The organism is Veillonella sp. T11011-6 (assembly GCF_002959755.1).
Lineage (GTDB): Bacteria > Bacillota > Negativicutes > Veillonellales > Veillonellaceae > Veillonella.
Map to the genome: position 1 here is coordinate 1 of NZ_PPCW01000003.1, position 14,512 is coordinate 14,512.

At 42.5% G+C, this 14,512-nt stretch carries 13 protein-coding genes and 2 rRNA genes; 12 read left to right on the plus strand and 3 right to left on the minus strand.

Going from position 1 to position 14,512, the window contains the following annotated elements; all coding sequences use genetic code 11:
* Nucleotides 1-2: 2 nt before the first annotated feature.
* Together VRHSUH10_RS04030 and rrf are read left to right on the plus strand one after the other, a co-directional pair.
* Nucleotides 3-2,937 (plus strand): 23S ribosomal RNA (locus tag VRHSUH10_RS04030).
* Nucleotides 2,938-3,011: 74 nt separating this feature from the next.
* Nucleotides 3,012-3,128, plus strand: a 5S ribosomal RNA gene (gene rrf / locus VRHSUH10_RS04035).
* A 624-nt stretch (nt 3,129-3,752) separates the two neighbouring features.
* On the opposite strand, the gene VRHSUH10_RS04040 is transcribed toward rrf, so the two are convergent.
* Together VRHSUH10_RS04040 and VRHSUH10_RS04045 are read right to left on the minus strand one after the other, a co-directional pair.
* The gene (locus tag VRHSUH10_RS04040) at nt 3,753-4,028 is read right to left on the minus strand and encodes a helix-turn-helix domain-containing protein (protein WP_005387364.1); all 276 of its coding nucleotides are present in this window, start codon (nt 4,026-4,028) and stop codon (nt 3,753-3,755) included.
* The gene (locus VRHSUH10_RS04045; RefSeq protein WP_039969462.1) at nt 4,006-4,380 is read right to left on the minus strand and encodes a type II toxin-antitoxin system RelE/ParE family toxin; all 375 of its coding nucleotides are present in this window, start codon (nt 4,378-4,380) and stop codon (nt 4,006-4,008) included. Before VRHSUH10_RS04045 ends, VRHSUH10_RS04040 begins: the two co-directional genes overlap by 23 nt.
* Nucleotides 4,381-4,723: 343 nt before the next feature.
* Here VRHSUH10_RS04045 and VRHSUH10_RS04050 point away from each other — a divergent pair, with 343 nt between their 5' ends.
* From VRHSUH10_RS04050 to VRHSUH10_RS09510, 6 genes are all read left to right on the plus strand, one after another.
* Nucleotides 4,724-5,095 (plus strand): CGGC domain-containing protein, encoded by a 372-nt coding sequence (locus tag VRHSUH10_RS04050; RefSeq protein ID WP_105089551.1) that lies wholly within the window; start codon nt 4,724-4,726, stop codon nt 5,093-5,095.
* Nucleotides 5,096-5,253: 158 nt separating this feature from the next.
* Nucleotides 5,254-6,543, plus strand: a complete 1,290-nt coding sequence (locus VRHSUH10_RS04055) for a M48 family metallopeptidase (RefSeq protein ID WP_105089552.1) — start codon at nt 5,254-5,256, stop codon at nt 6,541-6,543.
* Between the two features lie 222 nt (nt 6,544-6,765).
* Nucleotides 6,766-7,227: an IS200/IS605 family transposase gene (gene tnpA / locus VRHSUH10_RS04060; RefSeq protein WP_005380067.1), complete on the plus strand. Its 462-nt coding sequence runs from the start codon at nt 6,766-6,768 to the stop codon at nt 7,225-7,227.
* 351 nt (nt 7,228-7,578) lie between these two features.
* On the plus strand, nt 7,579-8,895 hold the full coding sequence (locus tag VRHSUH10_RS04065; RefSeq protein ID WP_105089553.1) for a pyridoxal phosphate-dependent aminotransferase: 1,317 nt from the start codon (nt 7,579-7,581) through the stop codon (nt 8,893-8,895).
* 131 nt (nt 8,896-9,026) lie between these two features.
* Nucleotides 9,027-9,296 (plus strand): type II toxin-antitoxin system Phd/YefM family antitoxin, encoded by a 270-nt coding sequence (locus tag VRHSUH10_RS04070; protein ID WP_039969464.1) that lies wholly within the window; start codon nt 9,027-9,029, stop codon nt 9,294-9,296.
* The gene (locus VRHSUH10_RS09510; protein ID WP_199176265.1) at nt 9,280-9,468 is read left to right on the plus strand and encodes a hypothetical protein; all 189 of its coding nucleotides are present in this window, start codon (nt 9,280-9,282) and stop codon (nt 9,466-9,468) included. Before VRHSUH10_RS04070 ends, VRHSUH10_RS09510 begins: the two co-directional genes overlap by 17 nt.
* Before the next feature lie 205 nt (nt 9,469-9,673).
* Here VRHSUH10_RS09510 and VRHSUH10_RS04080 read toward each other — a convergent pair whose 3' ends face one another.
* A complete protein-coding gene (locus VRHSUH10_RS04080) occupies nt 9,674-10,144 on the minus strand; it encodes a helix-turn-helix transcriptional regulator (RefSeq protein WP_105089554.1) in 471 nt (156 codons plus the stop codon).
* Nucleotides 10,145-10,534: 390 nt separating this feature from the next.
* On the opposite strand from VRHSUH10_RS04080, the gene VRHSUH10_RS04085 reads away from it, so the two are divergent.
* Genes VRHSUH10_RS04085 through VRHSUH10_RS04100 form a run of 4 tightly spaced genes read left to right on the plus strand, consistent with a single transcriptional unit; the run spans nt 10,535 to nt 14,109 of the window.
* On the plus strand, nt 10,535-11,842 hold the full coding sequence (locus tag VRHSUH10_RS04085) for an FAD-dependent oxidoreductase (RefSeq protein ID WP_105089555.1): 1,308 nt from the start codon (nt 10,535-10,537) through the stop codon (nt 11,840-11,842).
* The gene (locus VRHSUH10_RS04090; RefSeq protein WP_105089556.1) at nt 11,839-12,117 is read left to right on the plus strand and encodes a ferredoxin family protein; all 279 of its coding nucleotides are present in this window, start codon (nt 11,839-11,841) and stop codon (nt 12,115-12,117) included. The genes VRHSUH10_RS04085 and VRHSUH10_RS04090 overlap by 4 nt, the downstream gene beginning before the upstream one ends.
* Before the next feature lie 4 nt (nt 12,118-12,121).
* A complete protein-coding gene (locus tag VRHSUH10_RS04095) occupies nt 12,122-13,108 on the plus strand; it encodes an electron transfer flavoprotein subunit beta/FixA family protein (protein ID WP_105089557.1) in 987 nt (328 codons plus the stop codon).
* Entirely contained in the window at nt 13,108-14,109 is a 1,002-nt protein-coding gene (locus tag VRHSUH10_RS04100; protein ID WP_060924160.1) for an electron transfer flavoprotein subunit alpha/FixB family protein, read from the plus strand. Before VRHSUH10_RS04095 ends, VRHSUH10_RS04100 begins: the two co-directional genes overlap by 1 nt.
* Nucleotides 14,110-14,512 lie beyond the last annotated feature (403 nt).

Consider the following 14,512-nt stretch of genomic DNA (forward strand, 5'->3'; position numbering starts at 1 on the left):
TAAGTAAAGATTTTAAGGGCGTACGGTGGATGCCTTGGCGATATCAGCCGAAGAAGGACGCGGTAAGCTGCGATAAGCTACGGAGAGGTGCAAGCAACCTTTGACCCGTAGATTTCCGAATGGGGGAACCCGGCAGTGGTTATGCACTGTCACCCATAGCTTAGACTATGAGGAGGGCACCCGGGGAACTGAAACATCTAATTACCCGGAGGAAAAGTAATCAAACGAGATTTTCTTAGTAGCGGCGAGCGAACGGGAAAGAGGCCAAACCGGAGCGGGCAACCGCACCGGGGTTGAGGACAGTCATCAAGTGTAAATGAGGTAGAAGAATCGAGTTGGAAAGCTCAGCCGCAGAAGGTGAAAGCCCTGTAATCGAAACCTTGCATACATGGGACTGTATCCAGAGTACCACGAGACACGTGAAACCTTGTGGGAAGCAGGGGGGACCACCCTCCAAGCCAAAATACTGATATCGACCGATAGCGCATAGTACCGTGAGGGAAAGGTGAAAAGAACCCCTGGCGGGGAGTGAAAGAGAACCTGAAACCGTATGTCTACAAACAGTCGAAGTCTGTATATATATCAGGACGACGGCGTGCCTATTGAAGAATGAACCGACGAGTTACTGTTGCTAGCGAGGTTAAGTGGAAAACACGGAGCCGCAGCGAAAGCGAGTCTGAACAGGGCGTTTAGTTAGTAATAGTAGACCCGAAACCGTAGTGATCTATCCATGGCCAGGTTGAAGCACAGGTAAAATTGTGTGGAGGACCGAACTCGTGAGCGTTGAAAAGCTTTGGGATGAGTTGTGGATAGGGGTGAAATGCCAATCGAACACGGAGATAGCTGGTTCTCCCCGAAATAGCTTTAGGGCTAGCCTCGAGGTTGAGAGTATAGGCGGTAGAGCACTGATCGGGCTAGGGGCCATACCGGTTACCGAACCTAGTCAAACTACGAATGGCTATACTTATACTCGGGAGTCAGACAGTGAATGATAAGGTCCATTGTCAAGAGGGAAACAGCCCAGAACACCGACTAAGGTCCCAAATGTTACACTAAGTGGCGAAGGATGTGGAATTTCCAAAACAACCAGGATGTTGGCTTAGAAGCAGCCACCATTTAAAGAGTGCGTAATAGCTCACTGGTCGAGAGACTCTGCGCCGAAAATGTCCGGGGCTAAAGTGTAAAACCGAAGTCGTGTCATATGCAGCAATGTATATGGGTAGGGGAGCGTTCTCATTGGGTTGAAGCAGTACCGTAAGGAGTTGTGGACTGATGAGAAGTGAGAATGTCGGTATGAGTAGCGAAAAGAATGGTGAGAATCCATTCCACCGAAAGCCTAAGGGTTCCTGAGCAACGATCGTCGTCTCAGGGTAAGTCGGGACCTAAGCCGAGGCGGAAAAGCGTAGGCGATGGACAACAGGTTGAAATTCCTGTACCGGTGTGAATCGTTTGATCGATGGAGTGACACAGTAAGGTAGGTCAGCACGCGATTGGAAGTGCGTGTTTAAGCATGTAGGTTGAGCTATAGGCAAATCCGTAGCTCTAAAAGCTGAGATGTGATGACGAGTTACTAGCGATAGTAACGAAGTGATTGATCCTACACTGTCGAGAAAAGCTTCTAGGTAGAGACACATCGCCCGTACCAAAACCGACACAGGTAGGCGGGGAGAGAATCCTAAGGTGCGCGGGAAAACCCTCGTTAAGGAACTCGGCAAAATGCCTCCGTAACTTCGGGAAAAGGAGGACTCATGTAGTGTGAAGTGCAGCAACGCATGGAGCATGAATGAGTGGCACAAGAGAGGCGCAAGCGACTGTTTACCACAAACACAGGTGCCTGCTAAAGCGAAAGCTGATGTATAGGTGCTGACACCTGCCCGGTGCTGGAAGGTTAAGAGGAGGGGTTAGACTTCGGTCGAAGCTCTGAATTGAAGCCCCAGTAAACGGCGGCCGTAACTATAACGGTCCTAAGGTAGCGAAATTCCTTGTCGGGTAAGTTCCGACCCGCACGAAAGGTGTAACGACTTGCGCACTGTCTCAACGAGGGACCCGGTGAAATTGAAGTACCTGTGAAGATGCAGGTTACCCGCGACTGGACAGAAAGACCCCATGGAGCTTTACTGCAACCTAAGATTGAACTTAGTTAATGAATGTACAGGATAGGTGGGAGACTTAGAATCTAGGACGCCAGTTTTAGAGGAGTCGTTGTTGGGATACCACCCTTTCATTAATTGATTTCTAACGGGCCGAGTAACGACCGGCCGGACAGTCTTAGGCGGGCAGTTTGACTGGGGCGGTCGCCTCCTAAAGAGTAACGGAGGCGCCCAAAGGTTCCCTCAGAGCGGACGGAAATCGCTCGAAGAGTGTAAAGGCAGAAGGGAGCTTGACTGCGAGACGGACAGGTCGAGCAGGGACGAAAGTCGGGCTTAGTGATCCGGTGGTGCCGAGTGGAAGGGCCATCGCTCAACGGATAAAAGCTACCCTGGGGATAACAGGCTAATCTCTCCCAAGAGTCCATATCGACGGGGAGGTTTGGCACCTCGATGTCGGCTCATCACATCCTGGGGCTGAAGTAGGTCCCAAGGGTTCGGCTGTTCGCCGATTAAAGTGGTACGTGAGCTGGGTTCAGAACGTCGTGAGACAGTTCGGTCCCTATCCATCGCGGGCGCAAGAAACTTGAAGGGGGCTGCTCCTAGTACGAGAGGACCGGAGTGGACGAACCGCTGGTGTACCAATTATCCTGCCAAGGGTACAGTTGGGTAGCTACGTTCGGGACGGATAAACGCTGAAAGCATCTAAGCGTGAAACCAGCCTTGAGATGAGGTTTCTCATAGCATAAGCTAGTAAGATCCCATGTAGACGACATGGTTGATAGGCCAGGTGTGGAAGAGCCGTGAGGTTTGGAGCTGACTGGTACTAATAGATCGAGGGCTTTACTTAAATAAACATTAAGCAGAATGTGCAACAAATATATATAACTTCTATGTGGTTTTCAGAGTACAAACTCTGACAGATTCAGTGGCGATGGCTATGAGGATCCACCTGTTCCCATCTCGAACACAGTAGTTAAGCTCATAAACGCCGAAAGTACTTGGCTGGAGACGGCCTGGGAGGATAGGAAGCTGCTGATTAAGGAAAAGAAAAAGGTCTACCTAAAGGTAGGCCTTTTTCTTTTTGCTAGTCTTCGACTAGCTAACCCTACTAGAGCCGCCTCCAGCCAAGGTTGTAGAGGTTGTATCTATGTACGTGTCCGTGTAAGACGGCCCTGGGAAAAGCAGGGCAGTAGAAGATGGAGGAGTGAAACGACGACAGATTCACTGCATCGCTTTCTTCCGAACGTAAGATTTACCGAACTGCGAAGCAGAGAAGGAAAATCCACAGTGAGGAAGCAAGTAGGGCCACCGTACAGTAATTAGACCTAAGCGACGCATACGTCCATTGCATCAGGTTCGACGAAGCCCTAAAAAGTGTACCGTACATTAAACTATTGTATTATATATTGCCATGGGCGAGTGTGATAGGAAGCCGCGGCTAGTGGTAGTCAAAATCTTACAAAACGGTAACGCGGCACAACGTGCCAATGTTACCGAACTGTAAAGCAGTTGAGTAACTCCAAATAAAAGTAAATAAATTCCTTTATGTAGATATACCGTCCCAATGATCTGTAAACTAGTTGAGGTACTTTAAATTATGTAACCTATTTTAAATATAAAACCCCCTATAAGCCACATTATTGTAGTTGATAGGGGTTCTTTTTATACTAAACTAATCTTTACTTGTTTATCTAAAGCAAATGCAATTTTACACATAGTGCTTAAACTTGTATTGGCACCCTTTTCTATACGAGCGATTGTAGACTGTGGAACACCAGATTTTTTTGCTAAATCACGTTGTGTTAGTCCTGCAGCCTCTCGTGCTTTTAAAACAGCTAAGGCATTTTCTAATTTAGCTTTTTCCTCTAAATAACTTTCTGTTAAAGTAGGATTATTTCTATCTTTCTCAAATATCTTATCTAATGGTTTTAGTGGCATAATATTCCTCCTCAAATTCTTGTTTTATCTGCTTAGCTCTTATTATTTCTTTTATCGGTGTCTTTTGAGTTTTTTTAGTAAATCCATGTGTAATAATATATTGATTATTTTTTATGTGAAAATATAAAGCTCTTTGTATATTCGAAGATATTTTTGATCGTATCTCGTATATTTCAGAATTTAATTTTTTTACCCATTCAAGTTGTATTGCTGGTTGTATGCCTGCTTTTTCAATCATATCAATGGTGGCACGTAGTTTATTTCTATCTTTTGTAGGGAGTGAGTTATAAAACTCTTCAAACTCGTTACGACCATTTGGTCTAGTATAAGATATAAACTTAGGTTTCTCCATCCAAATCCTTCTTTCTTTAATGATAGCATATATGCTATCAACCTTCAATTTTAAATAGTTTTATATACTCTAAATTCTTATCTTTACTATATAGATACGTGAATGGTTTTTGGTAGCTTAAAGAATTAATGGGGATGATTTAACATCTTTGTAATTACTATTCAAGTTCATGTTGATTTGCCTATCTTTTAAGAGCATTCAACTAGAATTTCAAGTTATATCATGTTTATTGATAATACATATATAGTTATATATCTTATATTCACTTATGTGCTTTAAGATACATCATTTCTCAATACATATGTTATACTAAAGTTCAAACTATACTTTCATAGGAGGTTTTATGTCTAAAAAAATTGCAGTTCTCGTGAATGAGGATACAATGCAGCGCTGTTCTTGTGGCGGTTGTTTAAAAGCATTTATGAATAAAGCAGATTCTTTTGAGCGTTATGCTGATGAGGAGATTGAGTTGGTCGGTTTCACGCATAGTGGTGGCGATCTAGCTAAGAAAATTGAGTCTTTCAAGAAAAAAGGTGTTACTACGGTTCATCTTTCTACCTGTACTCGTGGTAAGAATGAAAATTATGAAAGCATCGCAGAGCAGTGTGCCGAGGCGGGCTTTGATGTAGTTGGCTATACCCATGGTGGTGCCGTTTCTAAAGATGGTAAAGAAGCGGTCGTACTTTCAGCTAAACCAGTAACATCAGATCAATAATCGTAACGATGAATCAATAGACAGTAATGACAGATGAATGATTGTTCCATTATTCATTCTATATTTACCATGAAGAGATACTATATACATAGTGTGTAAATCTAGTGTGATAATTTGTTTTATTACTATATGGTTAATCAATTCGAGAGGTTGAGAGAATGAACAAGAAACTTACAGCAGCTACGTTATCTGTAGCTATGGCAGCGACTATGGCGCCTGCTATTATGCAAACAGCACCTGTGAATGCTGCATCTAGCGCAGTACAAACATTGGCTGGTGGCGCTGTTGCCATGGCTTATGTATCTACTGCATTAAATAAAATGGATAACTCCGAACAAGGCCAACAAGAAAGCTTGGCGCGTACTAAGGAGAAAACAGGTTACTTAGACGATAGCGCAGCACAAGCGCGCGTACAACGTATCCTGAAAACCTTAGAGGCTTCTCCTAGCGTAAAACGTTCTTATGTTGTCTATGCCAACCCTGATACAGAGTTTAATGCCTTTGCAACGCTTGGTCGCGTTATGTCTGTTAATAAAGGTGCTTTGGATACCCTTGATGATGATCAATTGGCCTATGTAATGGCCCATGAAATTGCTCATGGTGAGCATAAAGACATCATCAATGGTGCTAAAAAGCAAATCGGCCTTTCTACAGCTGTAGGTATTGCAGCTGGTGGTAGCGAAGGGGCCGCGTTATTATCTAACGTAGCTGGTAACTATTTGTCTAACCAAGTATTTACAATGAGCCAAGAAAAAGCAGCCGATGAATTAGGCTTCAAGATTTTAAGCGAATCTCCATATAATGTGGGCGGTGCACCTGGTTCTATGGCGGTATTGCGCAACAAGGTTGGGGAGCACTATCGTGAAGGGCTTTCACAAGTAGTGGCACCTAATAACCATCCTAAGTTGTCTGATCGGGTAAATAATAATATTTCCCGCATGTACACATACTCTGGAAATCACGTAAATGTGTCTAATGGCGCCGTTTACGTCAATGGCGATAATATCTATAGCCCAGCAGGTAGCGGCCGCTATACAGGGGAAGAACGGGCGTATTACATGGCTGGTAAATTGGCACGATTGTACCATAACAACCAAATTACGCCAGGCTCTGCATCCTACAGCGGTGGCACTGTAACTGTAGCAGGCCAATCCATCGTATCTACGCCAAACTCTGACGTAGCACTACAAGTGGCGACAAACCTTAATAATGCTTTTGTAAAACCAGCAGGTGCGGCAGTTAATGCTAAAAACCCTGTGAAAGTGAAACAAGAGAAACCTAAAAAGGTAAAACAAGAAAAGGCTAAACCTGTGAAAGCAGAACAAGTTAAACCTGCTAAAGGTAAAGAGGTAAAACCTGTTACGAAGGCATCTACAACAAAACATACAGCTAAAGCTACAAAGAATACGAACACAAATGATCATGGACGTAAAACAATCGACAGATAATTTGATGATTTAACTGTTCGATTGTTGATGTATCATATAAGACCGAGCTTAAATGGGCTCGGTCTTTTCTTATTGTCTTTAGACTGGTTCGCGACGTAGTCGCGAATCATAAAACCACCCGCTATGCGGGTGCGGCAACGAAAGTTATACAAAAAAATCACCTTGCTTAAGTATAATGTAGGTGTTCAAGCCGCATTATATACAAAAGAAAGGTGATTTTATATGGCAACAAAGACACAGAGCCTTGCGCACACAAAATGGTTATGCAAATACCACATAGTATTTACACCTAAGTATAGACGTAAAGTTATATATAATCAATACAGAAATAGTTTACGTGAAATACTGAGACGTTTATGTGAATATAAGGGCGTCAAGATTATAGAGGGGGAGCTTATGGCAGATCATGTGCATATGCTAGTGTTAATTCCACCTAAAATATCAGTTTCATCTTTTATGGGATATTTAAAGGGTAAAAGTGCGCTAATGATGTTCGATAAACACGCAAACTTAAAGTATAAATTTGGAAATAGACACTTTTGGTCCGAGGGATATTATGTAAGTACGGTAGGATTAAATGAAGCTACCGTAAAAAAATATATACGTGAGCAAGAGTTACATGACCAAATGAAAGATAAACTTAGTGTAAAAGAATATGAGGACCCTTTTAAGGGTAGCAAGTAATACATATCCCCTTTAAGGGGACCGTTACGAGTCAATGGCTATGCGGCTTGAACGTAGTGAAAGCCAGCGCCTTTAGACGCTGGCCTAGTACTACGGGCTTATAGCCCGTGAGCAAACCACCCGTTTTACGGGTGGTTCTGATTTATGTACATGATAGGCTTATTTTTATAGTTTTTAGTAGATTTTCTATAGTAAAAGCACTATAATATTAGGTATCTATATATATCAATATATTAGTACTTTATCTTTGTAAAGAACAGAACTATTTGCGTAAGTAATGGTCTTGTTACTTTTACAGTTAATATAGCCTCCCTATCGAGGCAGTTTCTTTTTTAGAGGAGTTGGATCTGAATGAAACAACCAGAATTGTCGCCGTATATGATGGCTCGAAAGCCATCTGGTATTCGCCTAGGACAAATTAAATTCTTGGAACGTAAGAACCCACCAATCTTGGTGAATGGTTCTATTGGTAATGTAATGCGTCCTATGCATCCCGCCATGCAGCGTCGGTTGTTCGATTTGGGCGGTGTGGATAGCCCGTTCCATACAGGCATTGTACCGTATGTACCAACTACAGGTACCGATGAATGCCGTGAAGCATTCCTTCATATCCTACGAAGCCAAGGCTTTGATACAACAGGCCTTAATGTACTAGTAACAGATGGTGCATCCATGGCGATGGAAATCATCATGCTTGGCGTATGTGGCGGTGCTGGTGAAGAGGAACGCCCTCTTTTAATGTTCAACCCATCTTATACAAACTATGATGCGGTAGGTCTTCGAATCGGCCGTAAAACAGTTACTGTTGAACGTCAACTTAATGAAAACGGCGAATTTGAATTGCCATCCGTTGAAACCGTAGAACAACGTATCATCGATACAAAACCAGGTGCGTTGCTCATTATTCCTTACGATAACCCTACAGGTCAATTATTCAGTAAAGAAACATTGATTGAATATACAAAATTATGTGTTAAACATAATTTGTGGATTATCTCTGACGAAGCATACCGCGAGTTGGCTTACGAAAAAGGGAAAGAAACATCTAGTATTTGGGCGTTAACCAATAAGGATGTTCCTGGCATTGAAGGCCGTCGTATCAGCCTTGAAACAGCTAGTAAGGTATGGAACGCTTGTGGCCTACGCATTGGCGCCATCATTACAGATAATAAATTGTGCTATGAAAAATCTGTAGCCGAATATACAGCGAACCTTAGTGCTAATACACTAGGTCAATATATCTTTGGTGCGTTGGCTCATGAAAGCTATGCAGAGCTTCATAACTGGTATGAGCAACAACGTGATTACTACCGTCAAATGATCTTTGAACTCCACGAAGGTTTCAAAGCGGTCGAACCTGATTTCATTGTATCTCGTCCAGAAGCGTCTATTTACTTTGTTATCGACGTACGGAAGGTAGCAAAACCTGGCTTTGATGGGGTAGAATTTGCCTCTTGGTGCGCTGAACACGGTGCAGTTAGCCTTGATGATGGCAAAGAATACACACTTCTCATGGCTCCACTTAATGGTTTCTATAGTGGTAAAAAAGGCGAAGATAACCCAGGCAGAACACAATTGCGCGTATCCTTCTGTGAAAACCCAGACCTATTGCGCTTGGCACCTGAATTATTATCTAAACTATTCAGAGCCTACGAAGCACAACGATAGAAGAAGTATAATTCTAATATAATAGATGCCCTCCTTTTGGAGGGCATTTTTAGTTAAATTATTATTACCATAATATTGTTAGTAAAATTAATAAAATAATGATAAAATTATGATATAAGGAGGTGTATATATTGATTAATATTAGACCTGTATCAGACTTGCGTAATAAATTTCCTGAAGTTGAAGAAACCGTTATTACAACGAATTCGCCTGTATTTTTAACTAAGAATGGATATGGAACTATGGTGTTAATGAGTATTGAACAATATTCAGCATTAACAGATCCTATTGAGTACGCCTTGGATGAAGCTGATTCTGCAGCAAAAGAAAGTAAAATTCGATACTCTGGTGCCGATGTATTTCGTCGCGTAAGGGAGAGAATCGATGGAGCGGAAATATAAACTTACGATTTTACCATTATTTGAAGAGGAGCTTAATCATATTGTTGATTATATAACTTATGTTCTGCATAATAGAGAAGCAGCTCATCAGCTGATTACAGATATTGAGGCTGCTATATACACAAGATTAAGTTGTCCAGAATCTTTTGCCGTATATCCGAGTAAGAAATAACGTGAGTATCCATATTATAAAATTATAGTATGTAACTTTTATATCTTTTATGTAGTAATTGAAGATGTAATGGAGGTTCGTCATATTTACTATAATCGGCGAGATTTACAAAATATATTAGATGATTAAAAATCAAAAGAGCTATAATCACATGTATTATAGCTCTTTTCCTTTTATCCCTAAGTATGGTGAGTGAGGGAGTATTTTATTTCCTGTTTTCATCATGATCGGATCCCTTAGTATTGATTTCGGCCGCGAGTTGCTCGCTAGGCATAGAGGTTTCCTCTGTCAGTTCTGTCGTAGGATACGAAGTATCTTCTAAGTTTACCGTTTCTAATAATTTGTCGATATCGTCCGATTGGATGGATACCTCTTTGTTATACCATTCGCCGAACTCACGGATAACCTTTTCGTTGCGGCGGAAATAGGTATATTGGTCAATCTTACGAGATTCTACGAGCTCCGCATTTTCTAAGATGCTCATAAATGTAGAGATGGAAGATTGAGATACACCACAGCGCTTTTGAATACTCTTAACGCTTACACTGTTAGGGAAATCGATAAGAGTTTTAGTGTGTACTTGTACACCGAATTCTTTCTCTGGGTGCTTTAGCCACAATATAATATCTAACCGATGTGGATTTGATAATGCTTTCAAGATTCTTAACGGGTCCATATGGCCTCCTCTGGTAATTCCAAAATAATGAGTGCCTAACCTTGACCGTGGTCTTGCATTATGCGGTCGTATTATACGCGTGTTGCTCCGTATAGGGTTTTTCCTACTTTTATCATACGCTACTTTCACTGTGAAAGCTAGATAAACTTATAAATTTCACGAATTGATGAATTTTGTTGCACCTATTGGTAATAAATAGTATGCAATAGTATAAGCATATAATGAGTATATATACATCCTATAGAGCTATTTACAAGACAATGTTAAAAAATATAGAATATATTCATTTTTCTGTGGTAATTTTTAGAGGTATTTTGGTTCTTAATAGAGAAATATATATACTATATGAACTTATGTAAGTCTAAGCTTTGATTTAAAGGAGCTGAGTATATGGCAATTGATCGCAATGAAACATTTGACGTTATCGTTGTTGGTGCAGGCCCAGCAGGCTCTGCGGCGGCGTTACGCCTTGCGGAGCAACGGGTAAAGGTTTTACTCATTGAACGTGGTACCGCACCAGGCGCTAAAAATATGATGGGTGGACGTATCTATACGCATTCCTTAGAACGGTTAGTACCGGACTTTAGAGATCGTGCACCATTGGAACGTAAGGTAACAAAAGAACGCATTTCTATTGGCTCCGGCAATGAAATGACGACTATTGAATACAGCTACGAAGATGGACAACCGAACGAAGAATCTTACGTAGTATTACGCGCTAAATTCGATAAATGGCTCGCTGAAGAGGCTGAGAAAAAAGGGGCTCTTCTCGTATCCAATGTACAAGTAACAGATCTCATCACTGAAGGTGAAGGCAAGAAACAACGCGTTGTAGGTGTTCGTTGCCACGATGATGAAGTCTATGCAAAACTTGTTATAATCGCAGAAGGCTCTAATACAGTATTGTTAGAAAAAGCTGGCCTCACAGCTCCTACCGATCCAAGCACTATGGCAGTAGGCGTAAAAGAGGTATACAAACTTAAAAAAGAAGACCTTGAAAATCGCCTCATGTTGTCTGGTGATGACGGTATGGCATGGCTTACTCTAGGTGACATGACCTCTGGCTTATTGGGGGGCGGCTTTATTTATACAAATAAAGATAGCCTTTCCGTGGGCATGGTTGTAGGCCTTGAAGACATCGGCAAAGCCGATCGTTCTATAGACGATATGCTTTCAGCTTTCACAAGCCATCCAAGAATTGCACCATTATTGAAAAATGGTCAATTGAAAGAACATAGTGCCCACCTCGTACCTGAAGGGGGCTATAAATCGATGCCTACATTGGGTGGTAATGGTTATATTATCGTTGGCGATGCGGCGCGCATGTGTATGAATCTTGGGTATACTATTCGTGGTATGGACCTTGCTATCGAGTCCGGTATGTGCGCAGCAGATGCAGTTAACGTAGCCTTGCGCGATGAAAATATGGATCGCGTAGCTAAATTGTATGAACGTCAAATCAAGAGTTCTTGGTTACTGAAGGACTTGAAGCGTTACAAAAATATGCCTAAATTCCTCGCTACCCATCCGCGTATTTTCAATGAATACCCAGCATTTGTTAATAATTTGATGCGCGACGTATTCACTGTAAATGGTGATGGTGCAGTACCAATGATGAAAAAAATTATGCGCCGTGTCGGAGACATTGGCCTATTTACCTTGATTCGTGATGCTTGGAAAGGGGTGCGTTCCCTATGAAACTAGAAGAGCGTTTGGGCGCCAATAAATATTATGTAGATGAAACGTCTCCTCATATCTTGGTGGATGGCGCTGGTTTTAGCCTTGAAGAGAAAATGAAGCTCGTCAATGGTTGTCCTGCCGGTCTATATACATTGCAAGAAAACGGCGATTTAGCCTTTGATTTCGCCGGTTGCTTAGAATGCGGTACATGCCGTGTTCTTTGTGGTGAAACAATCGTAAAAACTTGGAAATATCCGCGTAACGCTAAGGGCGTAGAATTTAGACAGGGGTGAGTGTATGGAGTTATTAGTATGTATCAAACAGGTTCCAGATACATCTGAGATTAAGCTGGATCCGGAAACAAATAATCTCATCCGCACAGGCTTGCCTAGCATTGTAAACCCTGATGATATGCATGCGTTAGAGGCGGCATTGGCGGTAAAAGACCAATATGAAGGTAGTCGTGTAACAGTTGTCAGCATGGGGCCTCCACAGGCAGAAGAAGCACTTCGTCAATGTTTAGCTCTCGGTGCTGATGATGCGGTACTCGTTACAGACCGTGCGTTTGGTGGTGCCGATACATTGGCTACAAGCTATACCATTGCGTCTGCCATCCGTCATATTCAACGGACTATGAATCGTCAGTTCCAAATCATTTTCTGCGGTAAGCAGGCTATCGATGGCGATACGGCACAAGTAGGCCCTCAAATTGCAGAGGAACTCGGTATGGCACAAGCTACGTATGCTTGTGAATTATCTGTGGATCAAGCAGCTCAAAAAGCAGTTGTGAAACGACAACATGAAAATGGCTATGAAATCGTAGAGGTTCCATTGCCGTTATTGGTTACAGCCACAGCTGAGCTCAACGAGCCACGCCAACCAGGCCTTTGGAGCTCTATTTACGCAAAACGGTATACTATTACTCACGTAACATTGCGAGATATGCCGCATATTGATGAAAGCCGTATCGGTCTTAACGGTTCTCCTACGCGTGTGCGCAAGGTGTACCAACCACCTCTCCGCGGCAAGGTAGAAATGTTGCCATCCATCGAGGAAGGGGCTAAAAAGGTTCTCGAATTGGCTTATCATATTAAGCCAGAAAAATTTGCTCATCTATTAGTGCCAAATGATGCACCTGTTGAGGTGGCTGAGGACAATGATGAGGGTGTAGATGTAAAAGACCCTGTGCAACGGGCTGCGTCTGTTGAAAGCGTATCCCCTAGTGAGTTTAAGGCGGTAGCAGCTACTAAAGGTGATGAAGGTTCTAAAGGAGGTGACCGGTAATGGCCGTGACAAATTTTGATGAATATAGAGACGTCTTTGTCGTAGCTGATACCATCGATGATGTGGTACATCCGGTTACGTATGAACTGATTGGCCAAGCTCGCCGTATCGCTAAGGAATTGGGCCAACTCGTTCAAGTTATGCTATTGGGCGAGAATGTTCAAACCGAAGCAGAGGAACTCGTAGCACATGGTGCCGATATTGTTCACGTTTTTGAAAGCCCGCTTTTGAAATACTATACAACGGATGGCTATACGAAGGTCTTAACAGACTTCTTTGAAGATCATAAGCCTAATATTCTCTTGATTGGTGCCACTAACAACGGTCGTGACTTGGCGCCTCGTATGTCTGGTCGCATGCAAAACGGCGTTGTGGCAGACTGTACGATCTTAACGGTAGATACCAATGAAGGCCTTGTAGAATGGACACGTCCTGCCTTGGGCGGCAATATTTTGGCGGAAATTATTTCTCCAAACCATCGTCCTCAAATGGGCTCCGTACGTCCTAATGTATTTAAAAAGCCTGAACGTATTGCAGATAGCTGGGGCCGTATTCAAATTGAACAATTTGACCTTAAGCCTGAAGATATTCGCATGAAGCGTCTCGACTTCATTCCATTCAGTAAAGATGGTTACAATATCCAAGAAGCGGATATCATCGTAGCTGGTGGCCGTGGCATGGGTTCTAAAGAAAACTTCGATAAACTTTACGAACTTGCTGATGCTATTGGTGGTGTAGTAGGCGCTACACGTCCACTCGTTGAAAAAGGATGGATTGAACTGCCATACCAAGTAGGTCAAACAGGTAAAACTGTAAGCCCTAAACTATACTTGGCATTCGGTATCTCTGGTGCTATCCAACACGTGAGCGGTATCTCCGGTGCTGACACAATCGTGGCTATTAACAACGATCCAAACGCAGAAATCTTCCAACACGCTAACTATGGCATCGTGGGGGATTGCATGGAAGTGTTAAATGATATGTTGGCGCATCTGAAATAAAAGATGTGCATAAAGTGGCGTTAGATATTTAATAGAATAAAGATCGAGGATACCCTTCCTGAAAGCCTCCAAAGCCACCCACCCCGCTATGCGGGGCCGCTAAGTCGTTTTCAGAAAGGGTATCCTCTTTTTATTATCATATCCCTAAATCCATAAGCCACTTTATGTATTCTTTTAAATCCTATCTGCGCCGACATATCACTTAGGGGAAAAGGAGAGAATGCTACGCGTAGCGCCCAAGGCGGCTTCGAATAGGTATCCCTATTTGCTTTCTAGCTGTGGTAGAGTTCAAATATTTTTGTCTTACATACAGATGCGCCAGCATATCATTCTAGAGAATAGCAGAAGGCTCCAATGTATACACTATTTTTATCGATTATAGGGGGTAGGGTAGCGTTTTTTT

Coding starts and splice junctions, on each gene's coding strand:
- VRHSUH10_RS04045 (WP_039969462.1), bottom strand. CDS start 4,380: ATGGAGAAACCTAAGTTTATATCTTATACTAGACCAAATGGTCGTAAC.
- VRHSUH10_RS04095 (WP_105089557.1), top strand. CDS start 12,122: ATGGAGTTATTAGTATGTATCAAACAGGTTCCAGATACATCTGAGATT.
- VRHSUH10_RS04065 (WP_105089553.1), top strand. CDS start 7,579: ATGAAACAACCAGAATTGTCGCCGTATATGATGGCTCGAAAGCCATCT.
- tnpA (WP_005380067.1), top strand. CDS start 6,766: ATGGCAACAAAGACACAGAGCCTTGCGCACACAAAATGGTTATGCAAA.
- VRHSUH10_RS09510 (WP_199176265.1), top strand. CDS start 9,280: ATGGAGCGGAAATATAAACTTACGATTTTACCATTATTTGAAGAGGAG.
- VRHSUH10_RS04055 (WP_105089552.1), top strand. CDS start 5,254: ATGAACAAGAAACTTACAGCAGCTACGTTATCTGTAGCTATGGCAGCG.
- VRHSUH10_RS04100 (WP_060924160.1), top strand. CDS start 13,108: ATGGCCGTGACAAATTTTGATGAATATAGAGACGTCTTTGTCGTAGCT.
- VRHSUH10_RS04040 (WP_005387364.1), bottom strand. CDS start 4,028: ATGCCACTAAAACCATTAGATAAGATATTTGAGAAAGATAGAAATAAT.
- VRHSUH10_RS04090 (WP_105089556.1), top strand. CDS start 11,839: ATGAAACTAGAAGAGCGTTTGGGCGCCAATAAATATTATGTAGATGAA.
- VRHSUH10_RS04050 (WP_105089551.1), top strand. CDS start 4,724: ATGTCTAAAAAAATTGCAGTTCTCGTGAATGAGGATACAATGCAGCGC.
- VRHSUH10_RS04080 (WP_105089554.1), bottom strand. CDS start 10,144: ATGGACCCGTTAAGAATCTTGAAAGCATTATCAAATCCACATCGGTTA.
- VRHSUH10_RS04085 (WP_105089555.1), top strand. CDS start 10,535: ATGGCAATTGATCGCAATGAAACATTTGACGTTATCGTTGTTGGTGCA.